This window comes from Paraburkholderia pallida (genome assembly GCF_004524855.1).
GTDB lineage: Bacteria > Pseudomonadota > Gammaproteobacteria > Burkholderiales > Burkholderiaceae > Paraburkholderia > Paraburkholderia oxyphila.
In genome coordinates, this window is the sequence record NZ_CP038150.1 from 775,643 (window position 1) to 795,031 (window position 19,389).

Sequence of the window (19,389 nt, forward strand, 5' to 3'; positions counted from 1 at the left end):
CGTTTCTAGATCACGGTGAGCGCGCCTTCGTTGACGGTCACGGTCGGACCGATCAGCGTGAGCGACGCGCCCTTGCCGTTCTGGATATAGATGCCCGTGTCGTTGACGATCAGCGTCGCGCCCGTGGTGCTCTTGAGCATGATGCCGCCCGTCGGGCCCGGCACGTCGCTGATCATCAGCGTGTTTTGCAGCGTCGTCTGCAGCACCACGGCGGCCACCTCGGGCGGCGCGGCGTGCAGCAGCGCCGGCACTTCGGCCGCCTCGCCCCAGTAGCAGCCGCTCCAGATCGGGTAGTCCGGGTCGCCCTGCTCGAACTCCACCCACACGCCCGCGCCCATCGGCGGCACCATCGCAAAGCCCATCTGGATGCCCGCCACCGGCATGCACGGCATCGCCCACGAAGTGGGCACGAAGGTGGACACGTCGGGCACGATCACCTGGATGCGGCAGATCTGCATCGGATCGACGTTGTTGATGACCGTCGCGCGATACTTGCCGAAGAACTGCTGCGACGCGTTCGAGCTTTCTTTCTCGAGCGAGGCGCCCGCTTCCGTGGATGACGCTTGATCGTCGCTCATGACGGGATGCTCCCCAAAGTCGAGACGAGCCCGTTGCGGCTCAGTTCGAAGTCCTGCTTATATTCGCCGCGCTTGATCTGGTGCGTGACGCCGTTCACGTAGTAGAGCCCATCGAAGGCGAGGCCCGCGCCGCGCAGGCCCACGAGCGAGCGCGGCTTGAGCACCTGGCCGTAGCGCAGCACGTTGAGCGTGCCGCTCGCGCTCACGGCTTCGGCGCTGGTCGAGGCGCGCGCCATCGCGATCAGCGCGGCGCGCATCGCGGACCACTTCGCCGCGCCCTGGGTAATGTCGATGCGCGTCGGGATCGGCTCGATCGCGCCCAGCGGCGGATTGAGCGGCGTGATGTCGCCCACCGCGATCGGGATAGGCGTCTTCGTGATGGGCTCCTGGATGGTCACGATCGGCAGCGCCTTGCGCGTGTTCTTGAACGTGAACTGGAGATGCTCGACGTTCGTGTAGGCGTCGGCGTCCAGCGCGAGCGCGGGCTGCACGGGGCCCACCTTGATCTGCGGCCCCCAGTACGCGATGCTCTGGCCCGGCTGCGGGCCCGGGTCCTGATAGAACACGTAGCCGACCTGGTCGGCGAGGCGCCGGATGTGCTTGAGGTCCGTGCCCTTCTGGCGCGGGATGCGGTCGATCGGCAGCGGCACGTCGATCAGCACGCTCGGGATCACCATCGGCGTCACGCCCAGCACCAGGTACTTCACGAGCAGCAGCGCGACCTGCGCCTCGGGCGGCATGGCCGGCAGCGGCAGCCCGCTCGTGTCGAACAGATCCATCACGCGCGTGAGGTCCTCGCCGATCACCGTGAGCGTGGTCCTGCCGTTCTGCACGTCGGTGCCGATGTGGTGGTCGGTCATCACGCCGTCGATCAGCACGTTCATCGAGCCGTTCACCGTCACGGCCACGACCACGCGCATCACGGGCGGAATCGCGCCGCCCGCGAGCAGAAAGATCGTCTGCAACGGCGAGTCCACGTCCACGAGGAAGTTCAGCTCGAAGCCGCTCGTGCCGACCGCGCGCGCCGTGACCTTCACCGACTGCAGCGCGTCGATCATCGTTTGCGTTGCCTTGATCGGGACGACCGGCCCGATCCATAGCGAGAGTTCGATGGCGTTGGTCATGGCAGGACTCGCCGGGCCGTCCCAAGCATGTTGATGCCCCCTTGGCGGGCAGCGACCCGAGGGAGCGTGGGGGCGCTCATGTCAGCGCCCCCGGTACGGTCGCGGGCAGCGGAATCTTGACCGTCACGATGCCGGCCGGCGGCGCGGGCAAGCCCGGGCCGGGCGGCACCGGCGGCGCGGCGGGCGCCAGCGCGTCGGCGGGATGCACCGCGAGGTTCGCATCGGCGATGCGCCAGTACAGGAGCGGATCGCCCAGAAAGCGCGCGGCAATCACGTCGATGCGGTCGCCCTGCTGCACCTGGTACGTCGTGAGCGTGGGAAAGCTTGCCGCCGCCGGGATGATGCGCCGCTTCACGTAGCGGATCACGGCGCCGCCCGCGGTGGTCATTTCGAGCACCGGCAGGCAGTAGTAGCGGCTCGACGTGTCGTAGCTGCTCGTGGGCAGCGCGCCCGCCGCGAGCAGCGCGGTCAGCATGTCGCTCATGGGATCCCCGTGATGCCGAGATTGGCCAGCGTCCCGCCTGCTGCGAGCTGCGCGAGACGTTCCTTTTGCTGCTGGTACGCGAGATAGATGCTGCCGCCGCTCGACGCGTACGGCAGGTCGTCGATGCTCAGCACGCGCAGGCCGAGCGAGACCTTCGCGCGTATCGGATTGAGCGCGCTGTCGAACATCTCCTCGGTGATGCTGAAGTCGGTGACGCGCACCGGCACGACGCGGTTACTGCTCCAGACGAACAGCGCGAGCGGCGCGTCCATGGGCGCGATCTCGAGCACGCCCTGGCGCGCGTTCGCGTCCGCGGCGGCGAGCTGCGCGGTGCTCGGGTAGATCATCGTCTCCAGCGCGGCAAGCTGCGGCGCGATGCCGTTGTTCACCGTGACCGCATTGTTGCCGGGGTCGGCGAGCGCATCCGTGGCGTCGATCTCGGCGTCGAACTTGAACGTCTCGATCGCCACGCCTTTCAGGCGCAGCTGGTCGACGTGCGGGCCGCTGTCGTTGCCCACGCCCTGCACCTGCAGCGTGCGCGAGAGCGTCTCGGGGTTGTACTGCAGCGCGATCACGCGCAGCACGGCGGCGTTCGCGGGATCGACGAGCACGATGCCGGCTTTGAGCATCATCGTCTCCCCGGGGTGGGATGCGGTGCGGCGGCCGGCGTTTGCCGTTGCGGCTGCGGCTGCGTTCGCGTTTGCGCTTGCGGTTGCAAATGCGGCTGCGAACGCCGCTGCGTTTGCTGCGTGCCGGTCACGCCGCGCCACACGCGCTCGGCGAGCATCGCGCCGAGCGACGCCGGCGTGCTGTGCGCGCTGCGCTGCACGTCGAGCGCCTGCCACGCGTCGAGCGACGCGCTGCGATAGCCGCGCGCGGCATCGTCGGCGAAGCGCTGCGTCAACGCCTGCGCCAGCGCGTCGGCGATCGTGCGCCGCTCGCGCGCGTCGAAGCCTTCGAGCGTGAGCGTGTCGATCGTCACGACGATGCGTGCCGGCTTCATGCCCAGCCTCCGATCTCGACCTCGCTGGGCCGGCGCTCGAGCTTCGCGCACTCGGCCAGCGCGGCGCGCCGCAGATGCCGCATCGACACGGCGGAGCCCGCATCGGCAGCCAGAAAGGCCGCGTAGATGACGATATTGCGGATGCTGCCGCCCGCCACGTTCAGCCGCGCGAGCTGCGCAAAGTCGATGTCCTGCACGGGCACGCCGTTCGCGAACAGGCGCTGCCAGATCTCCATGCGCTGCGCGTAGTCGGGGAACGGGAAGCTCACCACGAAGCGCAGCCGCCGCATGAACGCCGGATCGATCGCGTTGCGCAGGTTCGTGGTGAGGATCGAGATGCCGCGATACGACTCCATGCGTTGCAGCAGGTAGCTCACCTCGAGATTCGCGTAGCGGTCCTGGCCGCGCTCCACTTCGCCGCGCCGCCCGAAGATCGCGTCGCATTCGTCGAACAGCAGGATCGCGCCGCTCGCCTGCGCGGCATCGAACACGCGGCACAGGTTCTTCTCGGTCTCGCCGATGTACTTGCTGACGAGCTGGCTCAGGTCCACGCGGAACACGTCGAGGTCGAGCGCCGTGCCCAGCGCCTCGGCCGCCAGGGTCTTGCCCGTGCCGCTCGGCCCGTGGAACAGCGCCGCGAGCCCGAGCCCGCGCTCTTCGCCGCGCGCGATGCCCCAGTCGTCGTGCACGAGGCCGCGATGGCGCGCGTGCGCGAGCACGTCGCGCAGCGTGTCGAGCTGGTCGGCGGGCAGCACCAGCTCGGACCACGCGGTGCGCCGCGCGAGCCGCTGCGCGAGCACGGCCAGCTCGTTGCGCCCGCCCGCGCGCGCGGCGCGCCAGAGCCGTGTGCCGATGGGCGCGCCCGTCTCGGCGTGCGCGCGCCGCGCGATCGTCTCGATCGTCGCGGCATCGAAATCGAATTGCGCGGCCACGGGCTCGATTGCTGCATCGAGCCCGTCGTGCATGCCGCTGCTCGCGCCGCTGCTCGTGCTGCCGCTCATGTCATTGCTCGTGCCACCCCTCATAGCGCCGGTCACGCCATCGCTCGTGCCATTCCTCATGCCACCGTTCACGCCATCGCTCGTGCCATCCCTCGTGCCACCGTTCACGCCATCGCTCGTGCCATCGTTGTTGCGCTCGCGCGGGGCGAGCCCGCCGCCCAGCGCGGCGCGCCACAGCTCGCGCTGCTCGGCGCGCAGCGGGCGCTCGACGTCGAAGACGTGCAGCGCGCGCCGGCCGTAACGCGCCGGGTGCCGCGCGCCCACCGCGACCGGCGTCGCGAAGCGTTCGAGAAAGTGACCGAGGGCCAGGCGCGCTGCGGCGTCGGGTAGTTCATGCGCGTCGACGAAAAGCGCGGCGCCGCGCAGGCGCGCCTCGCGCTCCCAGCCGCGCGCGCGGGCTTCGAGCTCGTCGACCGGCGCGCCCAGCACGGCAGCATCGAATGCGAACGTGAGCAGCCCGAGCTGAGCGAATGCGCACGCGGCCACCTGCTGCTGCCCGCCGCGGTCGTCGCCGGTGAGGAGCACGAGCGGCTGCGTCGCGCGCGCGAGATCCGGCGCGAGCACCTCGGCGATCTCGCGCGCGACGGCGGCGTGCGTGGCCACGAGCGAGGCAGGCGGATCGATGGGGGTCACGCAGCCGTCGATGCGTGTGTCCAGCTCGCTCACGCCGGTCAACTCGTGCAGGAAGGCTTCGTCGATGCGCAGCGGCGCGAGCGTGAGCGGGCCGCCGCGCCGGATCTCCACGAGCCCCCAGCGGCGCAACGGGCCCGATGGGGCGAGCGCGCTCCAGTGGGCGTCGTCGAACGCGGCGAGCGCGAGGCCGAAGTTCGGGTAATCGCGCGCCGGGTCGCCTTGGGCGAACGCGCACAGCGCACCGAAGCCGGGCGCGAGTTCGATGCCCGCGCACATCACGACGATGCGGCGCTCGAACGTCGAGAGGCCGAGGCGCAAGCACGCGATGTCGAGCGCGCTGTTGCAGGCGGTGAACGGTGCGTCGGCTTGATCGGCTTGATCGGCTTGTGCGGCTTGTGCGGCTTGTGCGGCCAGATCCGGCGCTTCGGCCTGTTCCGGCCGCGCGCCTTGCGCCGATGCGCCCTCGCCCACCGCAACCCGCTCCACGCCCGTGCCCGCCGCCGCATGAGCATGCCGCTCCAGCAGCGCACGCACGCGCGCGATCTCCGCCGCGAGCGCGCACTGGTTGGCTTCGAGCCACGCGGACATGGCGTCGTCGAGCTTCAAAATTGCACCTGTGGGGTCACGAAGGCATGCGTATTCGGATCGACGTCGAGCGGGCTGTCGACGCCATCCACGCGCACACGCGCCAGATAGAGGCCGCTCGGCACGCCCTGCGTGTTGATCGTCACCGAATCGGGCAAGGCAATGCCGTTTGCCGCAGCGTCGAACATGTAGCTCTGCGGCGCGGTGCCGGCCGGCGGGTTGAGTGGGTTGAGCAGCAGCGAAACCTTCTGCGTGGCCGCGAGCGCCGGATCGAGCGTCACGGTCACCGGCACGATGGGCGGCGTGACCGAGTTGTCGGGCGCGCCAAGCGAGATCAGATAGTTGTTGGGCGGCGTGGCCGAGCGGCGCACGCGCGGCTGCAGCATGAAGGTCGCCACATTCGACTGGGCGAACGTGACGGCCGGCGTCGCGTCGAACTGGACCTGGCGCACGACCGTGAGCGTGTTCAGGCCCGCGTTGAGCGGCGGCAGCGTCACGCTCACCGCCGCGCCGGTGCCGATCACGGTGGGCGTCTGCGGCGCATCCGCGGCGCCGCCGAACACGACGACGGTGCTGCTCCCGGTGAGATTGGAGCCGGAAATGATGAGCGTTGCGTTTGGCGCATACGGCACGACCTGCGGGGCGATCGCATCGATGACCGGCTCGACGAACGGCTTCACCACGAGATTGCGGCTCAGCACCGGCAGCGGCGCGATCACGGGCTTGGTCGTTTCGATCAGCAGCACGGAGACCGCATAGGCCGCCGACACGCGGAACTTGCTCTGGAACGCGGTCCACAGCTTCGAAAGCTCGTCGGTGCCGATCTGCTGCGGGACGATCTTGACCATCTCGACCTGGTTGGCGAGGTCCGCGCTCGCGAGCGCCTTGTCCATGGGCGTAGCCGGCGCCTGGAACACCTTGGCGATCTTGTCGCGAAAGAGCACCGGCACTTCGCTGAGCGCCTGCATGCCGATGCCGAGCATGATCTGCGCCTCGTAGTCGCCGGCGCTATAGGCCGTCAGCAGGTAGTGCAGGTCGATCGCGAGCGGCGCGCGGCCGATCACCGAGCCGTCGCTCCCGCGCGTGGGCAGGCCCACTTCGCGCCAGCCCGGGTTATAGGTGACGTGGTACAGGAACAGGTTCAGGTTGGTCACTTCGCCATCGGCGCTGGTGACGAGATGATCGGGCGGCGCGGATGAGGTGGTCGCGCCGCCCAGCAGCGTCGAGAGCGTGAGCCGCGCCGCTGCGACCGCGTCGTCGATCACTGCTGCAATGACGCGGGACGTCGCGGCGATAGCGAGCGCCGTGCTCATTGCCGCTCCCGGTCGCGCGCGCGCAGGTAGGCGTCAAGCGAGGGACGGCGCGGCCCTTCGGCGCGCTCGCGTGTGATCGCGCCCGGCGCGGGCGCAGCGGCCGGGGACGCGACCGCGCGCACGTCGATATGGCCGATGTGCACCGTCACGGTGGGGGGCTCGTTCGAGCGCGCATCGCGGCGCGCCGCTTCGCGGCCGCGTGACTCGCGTGGCGCGCCGTCGAGATGCGTGTGCTCGATGCCGGCAAGCGGTGATTCATCGGGCGACCACGCGCGGTGCGATGGGGCCTCCGCAGGGTGCGCGCCGTCCATCTGCGCGCGATCGGCTGTGAACGGTGTGTCGCGTTCGATATCGCCGTTACCGTGCGTCGAGGTACGCAACGGCAAGAGACGCGGCGCGGCCTCCACTGTGAACGCGTCGCCGCGTAGCGCGTGCTGCGCTTCCGTGGCCGAGGCATCGAGCGTGTGCGCCCGTTGCCGTTCGTGCGCGCTCGGCTCGCGCTTTGGGCCGGCGAGTTGCGTGCTGTGCTGCTCGCGCGCGCCAGCCACTGCGTCCTCGCGGCTCGTCTCGTGCGTGATCAGTGCGGGCGCATCGGGCAGCCAGGTCGGCGCCCACGCAGGCGCGTCGCCGTAGCGGTAGCGCGGCCGGGGACGCAGACGCGGCCCCTGCCCCGTCGCGAGCGCTGCAATCCGTTCGAGATAGCGGCTCACCGTATCCGCTCCAAGTAGCGCCTGCGCCGTGCATCGGGAAGCGCGAGAATCGCCGCCTCGGACCAGCCGTACGCGCTCGCGAGCGCATCGACGTCGTCGATCAGGTGCTGGGCGCGCGCGCTCAATTCGTCCCACAGGAACTCGCCGATATCGACCGCGAAGCGCAGTGCGTGGCCGCAGTCCGGGCACGTCATCGCGAGCTCGATCGACGACGCGTCGCTCAGCCGCTCGATCGCGTCGCCAACGGCGTCGGTCACGGCATCGCTAACATCGTTGCTATCGTGGTCGGACACGGCATCGCTGACGTCGTCGGCCACGGCATCGCTGACATCGTCGCTGACGTCACCGGTCACGGAGCCGTCAAGCGCCGCATCGACCGCCCGTGCGCCGCTGTCCTCGATACAGCGCGCGATCAGCGTGCGCGCGGCCGCACGCGGCTCGGCGCAATAGGCAATCGACGCGAGGTCGTGGCTATCGGGCAAGCGAAAGGCGATCGTGCGTCCCGCGACTTCCACCGTCCCCCGATCGACTTCGCCATCCGCGGGGCTCGCGCTCGCACGCGCCGACAAATCGAGGCTCGTGTCGAGCTTGCACGCGCACGCCCCGCACACGGCCACGCCCTCGACGAGCGGCCCGAACGCGGCGACACGGCTCGCGATCAGCAACTCGTCGCGCCGCCGCAGCGCGAGCCACGCAAGCGCATCGCGCGGTTCGCCCGTGAACGCCTCGAGGATCGACAGCGCGCGATCGATCGGATGCTCGCGCTCCCCTCGCTCCCACAGGGCAAGCAGCGTCTGGCTATCCGGCAGGCTGCGCATCGCACGTCCTACGGGTTGAGGGTGGGCTCGGCCGGCTCGGTCACCGAGGTGTCGCGCTCCCACCCCTCGTTTTCGAGCTTGATATGCTGGATTGCCACGGCGTTCGCGTTCGCATCGAGATCGGGCTGTGCCTGGTACTCCGAAACCCAGCAGCGGAACACCTTGTAGGCGATCACCTTCTGCCCCGCCTCGTTGTAGAGCTCGATGATGATGTCCTTGCGAAAGTCGGCGAGCGACACCTCCGCGCCGAGCCCCGCGCCCAGATTCCAGACCTTGTTGACCCACGCTTCGAAGTCGAGGTCCTGCGTGACGCCGCGCTCGATCGTGACCGCGTCGAACTCGGTGCGGCCCGGCGACTTGCGCGTCGTGCTCGGGTCGCCGCCTTCGCGATGCTTGACGACCTCGGTCGTGCGCTTGAGCATGCTCACCTTGCTCACGCCCGCGACGTAGTGGCCGTCCCACTTCACCTTGAATTTGAAGTTCTTGTACGGATCGAAGCGTTTCGGATTGACACTGAATTGCGCCATGTTCGTGCACCTCACGAGGAGCCGGTCTGGCCGGCGAGCTGCTGGATCTGCAGCACGACGAACTCGGCGGGCCGCAGCGGCGCGAAGCCGACCAGAATATTCACCACGCCGATGCTCTGGTCATACGGCGTGGTCGTCTCGCTGTCGCACTTCACGAGGTAGGCATCCTTGGGCGTCGTTCCCGCGAAGGCCTGTTGCAGGAAGAGCGACTGCATGAACGCCTGCACGTTCAGGCGGATCTGCGACCACAGCGGCTCGTCGTTCGGCTCGAACACGACCCACTGCGTGCCTTCATACAGGCTCTCTTCGATGTAGAGCGCGAGCCGCCGCACGGGCAGGTACTTGTAGTCGTCGGTGAGCGCGTCGGCGCCGCGCATCGTGCGCGCGCCCCATACCACGTTGCCCGTGAACTGGAACGTGCGCAGGCAATTCACGCCGACCGGATTGAGCTGCCCGTTGTCCGCATTGGTCATCGGCACGCTGAGCCCCTGCACGCCGACCAGCGCCGCGGCCGTGCCCGCGGGCGCCTTCCACACGCCGCGCGTGGCGTCGGTTTGCGCGATCACGCCCGCCACCGCGCCCGAAGGCGCAAAGTTCGCGAGCTGGCCTGGCCGCAGCGGATCGGCCTCCACCAGCATCGGGAAATAGATCGCGCCATAATCGCCGCCCGCCGTGAGATTCAGGCCCGCGGGGCCGACCTGAGCCTGCGCCACCGTGGTCCAGTCGCTCGGCGGATCGACCAGCAGGACCGCGCGGCGCGACTTGCAGTAGACGAGCGCGAGCGGATACACCGTCGTGAAGAACGCACTCGTGGACGACCACACGCTCGTATCGGGCGGAATGCACAGGAGGTTGAAGATGTCGGTGTTCTCGAGCGCGTAGATGCCGGTCTTGCTGCCGTCGACGGGCGTATAGATCGTCGGGTCGGTGATAAACGCGCTGTCGACGCCGCCGCTCAGATTCGGCCAGGGGCCGAGCGTATTGGGCGGATTCGGCGGCGATGGCATCAACGGCGGCTCGGCCGTGGCCGGCGGCGCGACGAGCGGGTTCGGCAGCACCGGCGTGCCGTCGGGGTTCTGCTGCATCAGCACCAATTGGGATTCGATCGGCAGCACCTGATCGATGCGGCGCGTGCCGTCCACGACCGAGACGTTGCGTATCGTTTCGCTGAGGCCGCTGCCGGTATCCGTCACGAGCAGGTCGAACAGCACGCTGGAGTCGGCGTAGCCGAGACTCGCGGCGACCGTGGCGTCGAGATTGTTCGTCACGACGTGGACCTGCACCGCGTTGCCCCAGGTGCCGGGGCTTGACGCCTGCAGCGCAAGGCCGATCGAGTCTGGGCCGGTTGCGCCCATGCGCGCGACGCCATCGCTTTGCGACGGCAGCGAAAATGCCGAGCCGCTGCTTGAGGACGAACCATAGGCCGAAGAAGCCGACGAAGCGCTCGACATCGACGACGTGCTTGTGCTGCTGCTCGAAGGCGAGGACGCGGCCATCCAGACGCGCACGATGACGGCCTGCCCGCCGCCGTTGGCGAAGAAGTCGCGCACCGAATAGCCGAGCGGATAGCCGGCGACGATGCCGCCGAACTGGCGGGCGAAGTCGGAGAAGCTGTTGATCACCGTGGGCGAGTTGAGCGGACCGCGGGCCGCGCGGCCGACGAAGGCGGTGATCGAGGTCGGCACGCCCGTGATCGCATGCACGCCGCTCGGCAGCTCTTCGACGTAAACACCGGGGTAGTTCAGGGTAGCGGGCATGTGTCGACTTCCTCCAACGAGGCGCTTAACAATGATCGCAAACCGCATCGTGCGGCTTACGCCTGCCGGCCGTGCGACTAGCTGTGCGCGGCCCGATAGATCACGTGCCCATCGCGCAGCTCGGTGCGCTGCGCGACCCCACGGCTCACGAGAGCGGCCAGCGCGCGGCGCACGTGCTCATCGCTCGCGTTGGTGTGACCCGGATCGAGCCACCAGCAACGAATCCCTTCGATGCTGTCTGCGGCGTTCGGATGCGAAGTCAGATAGGCAGCGATCTCGAACTCCAGACGCCGAACCAGGTCGTCGTCGAATGTCGACATGTGCGATGGCCGAAACGTAGTGATGTGGGCTGCGCGTGGCACGGTTGCAAGTTCGATGCCAAGGGTTGGGGCGCGCGCATGGGCGCGCTGGCGCGGGGATGGGGTTGGCGTGCGGCCCGTGCATGCAGATGAATTGCCTCACTTGCGATGCGTGCCGGAAACGTTGCCGTCTATGCCGCTCAAGGCCCACGCATCCGGTGGGGGATTTTCCCTCCATGCGATGAATGTCCTTCAATTGACTTTGGCCGCGACGTTGACTATTTTGAAAGCGCCCGAGGTAGGGCCGGCGATGCCGTAGGGTTCGAATCCCTGTGTTGACGCTGTTCTGAAACAGCGAGACAGTTTTTTTGGGGTTATTGTCTCGCTTGTTTCTTTTTTTGAGCGCTGGCGCGCGCTCATTTGCGCTTGCTTCGGCTGAGTGCCTGCTGGGCGCAGGGCTTGGCGCTTTTTTACGGCGTTGGCCTTAACTTGTTTTCGCGGCGGGCCGCAGGCGTTGCCCCTGTGCGGGGCGGCACCTACTTTTCTTTGCAGCCGCAAAGAAAAGTAGGCAAAAGAAAGCGGCTCAAACCGCCAGTGTGACGCTGTCCCCCACTGCCCTGTATATCGGAGCGGCTCCGGAGCATCCGTCACCTCGCACACTCCGCCTCAGTGACAAGGGGCTCATCCTTCCCGCCGCGCGCTCCGCGCGGGCGGAAGGGTCTGCAAGGAAAACCGGGTGGGCTGGCTGGCGAATGCACTGGGGGTACCACCCGGTAAGTGCGCGAAGGTGCTGACCGGTAAATACGCTGACGTGCTGATTAGTAGATGCGCGGGAGTGCTGACTGGTGAATGCAGGGGCGTGCTGGCTGGCGAATGCGTGGGCGAGCCGCCAATCGAATACGCTGGAGTCCTACGAAAACGCGTGCGCATCCCACTGTTTTTGGTTATGCCCCACGGCGCGCGCAGCGCCGCCGGATGGATGAGTCCTTAGTCACTCCGGGTGACGGCGAGTGGTGACAGACGCTCCGGAGCCGCTCCGATATACGGGGCAGTGGTGAACTGCGTCACACTAGCGGTTTGAGCGGCTTTCTTTTGCCTACTTTTCTTTGCCGCGGCAAAGAAAAGTAGGTGCCGCCCCGCACAGGGGCAACGCCCGCGGCCCGCCGCGAAAACAAGTTAAGGCCAACATCAAAAAAATCAACCAAAAAAATTTCAATTAAAATCCCGCCTCTCAATCCCATGCTTGCGCAGCAACTTCCCAAGATCACTACGATCCTTCCCCGACATCCGCGAAGCGAGACTAAGATTCCCCCTTGACTTGGCAAGCAACGCTTGAATATAAGACCGTTCAAAATCAGCCACAGCCCGCGCCTTAGCGGCCTTAAAGTTCCCGAACGTCATCGCATCGCCCTGCGCCGCACGCGCCACGGCCCGCGGCCAATCAACGTTCGTAATCTTCACCATTGAATCGCTAGCGAGAATAAATTCCCGCGCCACAAGATTCTCGAGCTCACGCACATTCCCAGGCCACCCATAGCCGTGCATAAAATCAAGCGTATCCGGATGAAAAACCTTCGGCGGTTCCGCCGAGCGCCGGTTCAACCGCTCGAGAAACGTCTCGGCGAGCACCCCTACATCCCCATCGCGCTCGCGCAGCGGCGGCAAATGCAGCGCCAGCACATTCAACCGAAACAGCAAATCCGATCGAAACTGCCCGCTTCGAACCATCGCCTTCAAGTCGGCGTTGCTCGTGCCGATAATGCGCACATCGGCACACTGAACCGCCGACGCGCCAATCGGCCGGTACTCCTTGTCCTCCAGAAAGCGCAACAACGACACCTGCGCTCGCGCGTTCATTGCTTCGATTTCATCGAGGAACAGCGTGCCGCCATTGGCCTGCGCAACCAGACCGGGTCGCGCCTCCCGCGCATCAGTGAAAGCGCCACGCGCGTGACCAAACAGCTCGCATTCGACCAGCGTCTCCGGCAACGCACCACAATTGACCGAAATGAACGGGCCGTCGCGCCGCGCACTCAAGTAGTGAATCGCCCGCGTCACCAGTTCCTTGCCGGTCCCGGTTTCGCCGTACACGAGTACCGCCAGGTCGCTGGCAGCGAATTTTTCGACCGCCGCCATTGCGGCGAGAAAGGCGTGGGATGTGCCGATCAGGTTGAACCGTGCCAGGTCTCCCATTGGGTCTCTCCCGTAGCGCTGAACGAGGCTCGCCAGCATCCGGTGTGGCAAACGGATACCAACGAAATGGACGGCACTGGAATGACGTTATCGAACGGTGCGAGAAGTTGCACATCACGCGCTTTTCCCGGTTGGCGTGATGGCCGGCTCCTTATTTCTTTCATTTAGTTTAGCAACGCAAAGCGATCCGGCAAGCCGCTTTTTTCAGACCAGCGTGAGATTGGTGCGCAGCGTGTGGCGCGCACTGCACTGATTGAAGACGTGCTCCTGTTTCAATGGGTGAAACTGATTACTTCAAAAGTAGAAGATTGCAATTGTTATAAAAGGGCCGCCCACCCTTGCCCTTGAATGTGCGCGCGGTCCGGTGCAATGCGGGAGTTTCTTTGAGCTGGCGACAGTTGGCCTTAACTTGTTTTCGCGGCGGGCCGCAGGCGTTGCCCCTGTGCGGGGCGGCACCTACTTTTCTTTGCAGCCGCAAAGAAAAGTAGGCAAAAGAAAGCGGCTCACACCGCCAGTGTGACGCCGTCCCCCACTGCCCTTCTTATCGGAGCGGCTCCGGGGCATCCGTCTCCTCGCACACTCCGCGTTAGTGACAAAGGGCTCATGCTTCCCGCCACGCGCTACGCGCGGGCGGAAGGGTATGCAAGGAAAACCAGGCGGGCTGGCCGGCGAATGCGCTGGGGGTGCCACCCGGCAAGTGCGCGAAGGTGCGGACCGGTAAATGCGCCGGAGTGCTGATTGGTGAATGCACGGGCGTGCTGGTTGGCGAATGCGCTGGCAAGCCACCGATCAAATACGTTGGAGTCCTACGAAAAACGCTTGAATCCCACTGGTTTTGGTTATGCCCCACGGCGCGCGCAGCGCCGCCGGATGAATGAGCCCTTAGTCACTCCGGCATGTAGCAAGTGATGGCAGACGCCCCGGAGCCGCTCCGATGGACAGGGCAGTGGGGGACGGCGTCACACTGGCGGTTTGAGCGGCTTTCTTTTGCCTACTTTTCTTTGCCGCGGTGCCGCCCCGCACAGGGGCAACGCTTGCGGCCCGCCGCGAAAACAAGTTAAGGCCAAGAAAGGCCCAACACGCCACAAAAAAAAGCGCCCGCACACGGCGGGCAAATATTCGCTACGGGGGTCGTCTGCCGCAATCTGCGAGCTGACCCGCATATCTTATCGCGAACACTGCCATTCGCGCGTTGCCCCAAACCCTGAAACGTGCCATCCGGCACCGCCACTACACGGGCGGCACGCCTGCCCCCGCCCCGCACACAGGGTGCACCTGCCACCCTGTCCATTCTGATAGGTGCACACCATCACGCCGTGCGTTAAAGTTTCCCTTGAGGGCATACCCCGCGCCCTTATCAGGTCTCCTCAAGCTTGCTGCCCGCCTTGCGCGGGCGCTTTTTTTGCTGCGCGATGCAAGCCGCAACGATCTCCCCGATCACAATCCGGCACGGCCCTCATTCGCTATCCGCCGAAACGTCCCAGCGCGCCTGCGCACGAAGAACACGCACATCGTACTGCGGATAAGGCACGCCAATCCGATGCTCATCAAGCGCAGTCTTGATCGCCTCCACCAGATCGAAATAAACATCCCAGTAATCCGCATTGTTCACCCAGACGCGCACCACATAGTTGAGGGACGGAGCCGCCATCTCCATCAACCGGATCGTATTGCCCAGATCATGCAGAATGCGCGAGTCGGCTTCCACAACGGCCGACAAAACGCGCTTCACCTGCCCGACTTCGGTGTGATACGCCACACCTACCGGGATTTCGATGCGCCGGTACGGATGCCGGGTGTAATTGACGATGTTGCCGCTGATGATCTTGCCGTTGGGCACGACCACCACCTTGTTGTCGGGCATGCACATCGTCGTCGAGAAGATGTTGACTTCCTCGACTGTGCCCGCGGCGCCGCCCAGGTCCACATACTCGCCGGCCTTGAACGGCCGCAGCGCCACAAGCAGGATCCCGGCAGCGAAGTTCGAGAGCGAGCCCTGCAATGCCAGGCCAATGGCAAGCCCGGCGGCTCCAATGACTGCGATGATCGAGCTGGTTTGCACGCCCAGCCGGCCCAGCGCGGCAACCACCGCAAAGGCGATCAGGACGTAGCGCAGCAGATTGACCGAAAACTGAATGATGGTCTTGTCGACTTCCTTGCGGCGCAGGAGCCGCCCGACTCCAGCAGACGTCACGCGTGCAATCACCAGCCCCAGCAACAAGATCGCAATCGAGCCGACCACGGCGAGCACGCCGGTTGCGATCGCTTCCTCGTTGTTCGAGATCCAGTCAATCAGTTTTTCGGCCGCTGCGACAGCTTTGATTTGAACCATAGCTTCTCACTCCATAAACCACCTGAAGGTGGAGGATTCAGAGCAGCCGTACGACGATGCTGATGAACGCGAACGCGCCTTCGCTCACGCTCGATTCGTTGCACCTCCATGGCCTCGAGCTTCCCGTACGTCTGTCCAGCCAACTTTCGTCCGGACATGATGACTCGATACTACGCGGCGCGGTCCGCCCCGCGGCGTTGCAGCGTGGACGCTCACTCAGAACCTGAACGTAACATTGGCGCTTGGGCCGTTAAAGCGCAGCGTCTGTACAAGCTGATCGCCGGAGCCATAAAAGGCGAGATATCGATACGTCAAGCTGACGTCGCCCCACTTCGCCCCATAGCCAATGCCACTCATGGCCTGCCACGTGAACTTCGAACTACCGGTGCCGATGTCGAGATAGTACGGGACATACCAACGTCCGTCACCGCTCAGCAACAGGCGCCCACGCACACCGGCAAAGCCGTCGACTATGTTCTGGACTTCCGACACGTGAACCTCCGGATTCGCCGATGCGCCGCCTTCCGTGCTCGCGGAAAACGAGGCGTCCAGTGTCTCCTTCACGCCGAGATAGCGCATCCCGAGAATCGCGTCGACATTGCCCCACGGCCGCTGCACCACGGTGCGCCCGCCGCCCACTTCAACCAGCCCGCCGCTCAGGCTCGTTTCAACGCTGCGTTGCGTCTCGCCCGAACCGAGCGAGGTATTGAACGCGTTGACATTGCTCCCGTGTCGGCCAAAATTCAAATAGATCGCGTCGCCGAAAATACTCCAATCCCCTTTGCGCGCTTCGCCTTGCACCATGAGTGCGAAGCGCAGGTTCTGCAGATAGTTGTACGGCCCGGTGGACGCGTCGGCACCGCCGTTCGGAAGCGTAAAACGCGCCGTGCCGCTCACGCTCGGCAGCCACAGATATGGCGTGAGCGCGAATTGCCACCCCGCTCCTGTATCCACGGAATCCGGTCCTGCCGCAACAACGGGCGCGCAGGCACCGCCAATCAGACATCCGGCTATCCAGTTCGCAGTACGACTCATGATGCGGTCCGCCTTGTCATGTACAGCCAACCATTCAATTTCTTCCGTGCGCGCGATCCCCATCGCATTCGTCCTCGTTGCACGGCATTCAAAGCTGCGGCTTGCCCTCGGGGAACAGGAACGTGACGATGGCCCGCGCGCCCCAGCCGTGCGGTCCCGAGGCCGGGCTCGCGGCCCAGTACCGCGCGCCCGCGCCGAGGCTCACGGGTTGCCCACCGATCTTCAATAGCTTCGTGACGGTCGCGTTGATGGGCGTGGACCACTGATGATGCTCCCAGTCATAGCTCGATTCGGTATTCACGCCGAACGTCCAGGCATCGCGCGTCGTATAGGTCAGGAAGGGCTGGAGAAACGTCGCACTGACGCCCGGCCTGTTTCCATCGCCCGCGAACGACCAGATGTGGTTCGCCAACGCACCATACGTCCAGCCATTGCTTTGCCAAAGCAGCACCGCGGTCGGACCGGCGCCCCACTTGCCGCTTCCGAGCAGCGTATCCGTGGCCGTGGGCAGCAGCAGCGCGGGGCCGACGCCCCAGATCAAGCCGTTTGCCGTCGGCTGTTGCGGAGAGAAGAAGAAGCTTTGAACCGTGTCGCCGAGCCCCGTCTGCGACCCCGCGCCCGGCACGACATCATGTTGGGATTCGAGCGGGAGAATGGTGCGGGAGATGAGATTCCAGTCGGCGTTCAGATGGAACGGAACGACAGGTTGCAGATTGACGTAATACTTGTCTCCGCCACGGTCCGGGCCGATATTCGCATCGTAGTTGAACTGCAGCGGCACGCTGATCAGCGCAGCCACGGGGTTGCTCAGTTGTTTGGCGAGATCTTCATCGCTCTGCGCGAACGCCGGCGTACGAGCCATGAGCAGGCCGGCTCCCAACGCCGCAACTGCAAGGACTGCCGGTTTTGCGTTCATCGTCGCTTTCACGTTTGCATGCGTTTCGCTGGCTGCGAAGTCTCGTACAATATCTACGCCTCGACCATCGGGATTTTGGGCAAGACGGATTCCCCAAAGGGCAATCCGTTCCGGAATTCCGCTCTCTCGCCCCGGCCATTGTTCAATTGTGCAGCGCGATCGCGCTCCCGGTGCCTCTTTCGCCGGCCTCGAATCCACCACAGAATCGCATCGCGCCTACACCCATGCCCTCGCCGCCACCCCCCACGACTCAAAGCTGGACCTTGCATCCGGCCACGCGCAAATCGTGGATGCGCGAGATCCTGGCCTTGCTCACGGTGCTCGTCGCGGCCAATATCTTCGTCAACGCGTGGCAGTCGTGGCACGACTTCCGGGCCGCGGACCGCCAGGCCGCCGAACAGCTCACCGCGCAAACGTCGCTGGTCGCGCGGCTCATCGAGGACCGCCTGCGCGATCTGGACGCGATGATGTCGGCCACCCAGACCCTGATCGACGAAGGCAAGGCCAGCAACGAGGCGCTCGTCAACCTGACACAAACGCTGCAATTGTCGCTGGGCGACACCTTGATTGCGGTGTTCGATGCGAACGGGCGCATGCTGGCCGCCTCCCGCGCCAATGCCCGCGACGAGATTCCCGGCTTCGACGCGATCTTCGCGCAGGTGCGCGCGACGCCGGCCGCGCGGCTGTGGCTGCCGGTCGTGTGGGGCAACCGGGGCGCCATGGTGGTCGCCGCCAGGCACATCGGCCAGAACGGCCGGCTGGATGCGGTGACGATCCATCTCGTGCCGCTCGAACAACATCTGCTCGACAATGCGAAGCTGATTCCCGGCACGGCCCTGCTGCTGCGCGACAACGCGCAACGCATCGTCGCGCGGTATCCGGAAGTAGAGGGGCTAGCGGTCGGACAACGGCTCACCGACGACGTCAACGCGCGCGCCGGCCCGATCAAAGGCACGTTCTATGCGCTATGGCTCCGCGATCACACCGAGCGGCTCGTTGCACAGCAGCGCATCGGGCTCGGCTCGAATACGACGTACTGGACGCTGGATTTGGGCTATGCGATCGGCACGTTCCGTGACAGCCTCTGGACCAGCCTCTACCTCAACCTGGCCGGGGCGGCGTTGCTGCTCGCCATGCTGGCCGGCGGCTTTATCCTGATCGGCCGGCAAACGGAACTCAACGCCCGCGTACAAAGGTACGCGAGCACGGTGTCGACCATCGTCGGGAACATGCCGACGCCGGTCGCCGTGGTCGACATGAAATCGCAGCGCATTCTCCTTGGCAACGACGCACTGCTGGCCGTGTTCGGCGCACTGGCCGACAAAGGGCAGCCTTTTGCGCAGCTCTTTGTCGATGAAGCCCATTGGACGCGCATGCAGGCGGAGTCCGCCAACGAGCCCGCGCCGTTCCAGACGCGCTCCGGCATTCGCCATATGCTGGTTCACTGCACGAGGCTTCCAGGCCTCGCGGAGAAAAGCGATGGCGATCCCCTGCTCGTCGTGCTCACCGATATCACCCATCAGCATCTGTTGCTCAAGCAGCTGCAAACGGACGCGGACTTCGACCCGCTCACGGGGCTGGCCAATCGGCGCTACTTCGAAAAGGCCGCCGCGCAGGCGGTCGAACATGCGCGGCGGCATCATAGCCCGTTGTCGGTGCTGGCGCTCGACCTCGACTTCTTCAAGCGCGTGAACGATACCTGGGGCCATGCGGTGGGAGACCGGGTGCTCAAGGTGGCCTCGCACGTGTTCGAGGCCGCGCTGCGCGAAGACGATCTCGCTGCGCGAATCGGCGGCGAGGAATTCGCGGCGATTCTGCTGGATACCCCCGAAGCGCAGGCTCGCCGGGTTGCAGAGCGCATTCGGCAGGCGCTGCAGGACACGCCCATCCCGCTCGATACGGGCGAAACGCTGTCGCAAACCTGCAGCATCGGCATTGCCTGCTATGACGAAGCGGAAACCCGTCTCGACGCAACGCTCAAGCGCGCCGATGAGGCGCTCTACGCGGCCAAGCACGCCGGGCGCAACCGCGTCCAGCTTTGGGGCGAAGCGTCGTGACGGCTCGCGCTTCAGGCACGCGCG

At 65.8% G+C, this 19,389-nt stretch carries 17 protein-coding genes; 1 reads left to right on the top strand and 16 read right to left on the bottom strand.

What is annotated here, in order from left to right; genetic code table 11:
* Positions 1–5 precede the first annotated feature (5 nt).
* From E1956_RS30090 to E1956_RS30165, 16 genes are all read right to left on the bottom strand, one after another.
* The gene (locus E1956_RS30090; protein ID WP_232072096.1) at positions 6–578 is read right to left on the bottom strand and encodes a phage baseplate assembly protein V; all 573 of its coding nucleotides are present in this window, start codon (positions 576–578) and stop codon (positions 6–8) included.
* Positions 575–1,702, bottom strand: a complete 1,128-nt coding sequence (locus E1956_RS30095) for a hypothetical protein (protein WP_134756084.1) — start codon at positions 1,700–1,702, stop codon at positions 575–577. The genes E1956_RS30090 and E1956_RS30095 overlap by 4 nt, the downstream gene beginning before the upstream one ends.
* Positions 1,703–1,778: 76 nt before the next feature.
* Positions 1,779–2,186 carry a LysM peptidoglycan-binding domain-containing protein gene (locus E1956_RS46715; protein WP_197732963.1) on the bottom strand — a complete coding sequence of 136 codons (408 nt, stop codon included), beginning with the start codon at positions 2,184–2,186 and terminating at the stop codon, positions 1,779–1,781.
* Positions 2,183–2,818 carry a hypothetical protein gene (locus E1956_RS30105; RefSeq protein WP_134756086.1) on the bottom strand — a complete coding sequence of 212 codons (636 nt, stop codon included), beginning with the start codon at positions 2,816–2,818 and terminating at the stop codon, positions 2,183–2,185. The genes E1956_RS46715 and E1956_RS30105 overlap by 4 nt, the downstream gene beginning before the upstream one ends.
* Complete coding sequence (locus tag E1956_RS30110) at positions 2,815–3,189, bottom strand: hypothetical protein (protein WP_134756088.1); 375 nt, start codon at positions 3,187–3,189, stop codon at positions 2,815–2,817. Before E1956_RS30110 ends, E1956_RS30105 begins: the two co-directional genes overlap by 4 nt.
* Positions 3,186–5,429 (bottom strand): ATP-binding protein, encoded by a 2,244-nt coding sequence (locus E1956_RS30115; protein WP_197732964.1) that lies wholly within the window; start codon positions 5,427–5,429, stop codon positions 3,186–3,188. Before E1956_RS30115 ends, E1956_RS30110 begins: the two co-directional genes overlap by 4 nt.
* Positions 5,426–6,721, bottom strand: a complete 1,296-nt coding sequence (locus tag E1956_RS30120) for a Pvc16 family protein (RefSeq protein WP_134756090.1) — start codon at positions 6,719–6,721, stop codon at positions 5,426–5,428. Before E1956_RS30120 ends, E1956_RS30115 begins: the two co-directional genes overlap by 4 nt.
* Positions 6,718–7,431 carry a hypothetical protein gene (locus E1956_RS30125; RefSeq protein WP_134756092.1) on the bottom strand — a complete coding sequence of 238 codons (714 nt, stop codon included), beginning with the start codon at positions 7,429–7,431 and terminating at the stop codon, positions 6,718–6,720. Before E1956_RS30125 ends, E1956_RS30120 begins: the two co-directional genes overlap by 4 nt.
* Complete coding sequence (locus E1956_RS30130) at positions 7,428–8,249, bottom strand: T4 family baseplate hub assembly chaperone (RefSeq protein WP_134756094.1); 822 nt, start codon at positions 8,247–8,249, stop codon at positions 7,428–7,430. Before E1956_RS30130 ends, E1956_RS30125 begins: the two co-directional genes overlap by 4 nt.
* Before the next feature lie 8 nt (positions 8,250–8,257).
* On the bottom strand, positions 8,258–8,776 hold the full coding sequence (locus tag E1956_RS30135; RefSeq protein WP_134756096.1) for a phage tail protein: 519 nt from the start codon (positions 8,774–8,776) through the stop codon (positions 8,258–8,260).
* Between the two features lie 11 nt (positions 8,777–8,787).
* A complete protein-coding gene (locus E1956_RS30140; RefSeq protein ID WP_134756098.1) occupies positions 8,788–10,533 on the bottom strand; it encodes a phage tail sheath family protein in 1,746 nt (581 codons plus the stop codon).
* A 77-nt stretch (positions 10,534–10,610) separates the two neighbouring features.
* Positions 10,611–10,853, bottom strand: a complete 243-nt coding sequence (locus tag E1956_RS30145) for a hypothetical protein (RefSeq protein ID WP_134756100.1) — start codon at positions 10,851–10,853, stop codon at positions 10,611–10,613.
* Between the two features lie 1,191 nt (positions 10,854–12,044).
* Positions 12,045–13,025: a sigma-54 interaction domain-containing protein gene (locus tag E1956_RS30150; protein ID WP_134756102.1), complete on the bottom strand. Its 981-nt coding sequence runs from the start codon at positions 13,023–13,025 to the stop codon at positions 12,045–12,047.
* Positions 13,026–14,481: 1,456 nt separating this feature from the next.
* Entirely contained in the window at positions 14,482–15,357 is an 876-nt protein-coding gene (gene mscS / locus E1956_RS30155; protein ID WP_134756104.1) for a small-conductance mechanosensitive channel MscS, read from the bottom strand.
* Between the two features lie 216 nt (positions 15,358–15,573).
* On the bottom strand, positions 15,574–16,455 hold the full coding sequence (locus E1956_RS30160; RefSeq protein ID WP_134756106.1) for a hypothetical protein: 882 nt from the start codon (positions 16,453–16,455) through the stop codon (positions 15,574–15,576).
* Between the two features lie 25 nt (positions 16,456–16,480).
* A complete protein-coding gene (locus E1956_RS30165) occupies positions 16,481–17,254 on the bottom strand; it encodes a transporter (protein WP_134756108.1) in 774 nt (257 codons plus the stop codon).
* A 344-nt stretch (positions 17,255–17,598) separates the two neighbouring features.
* Here E1956_RS30165 and E1956_RS30170 point away from each other — a divergent pair, with 344 nt between their 5' ends.
* Complete coding sequence (locus E1956_RS30170; protein WP_232072098.1) at positions 17,599–19,365, top strand: sensor domain-containing diguanylate cyclase; 1,767 nt, start codon at positions 17,599–17,601, stop codon at positions 19,363–19,365.
* The last annotated feature ends 24 nt before the right edge of the window (positions 19,366–19,389 follow it).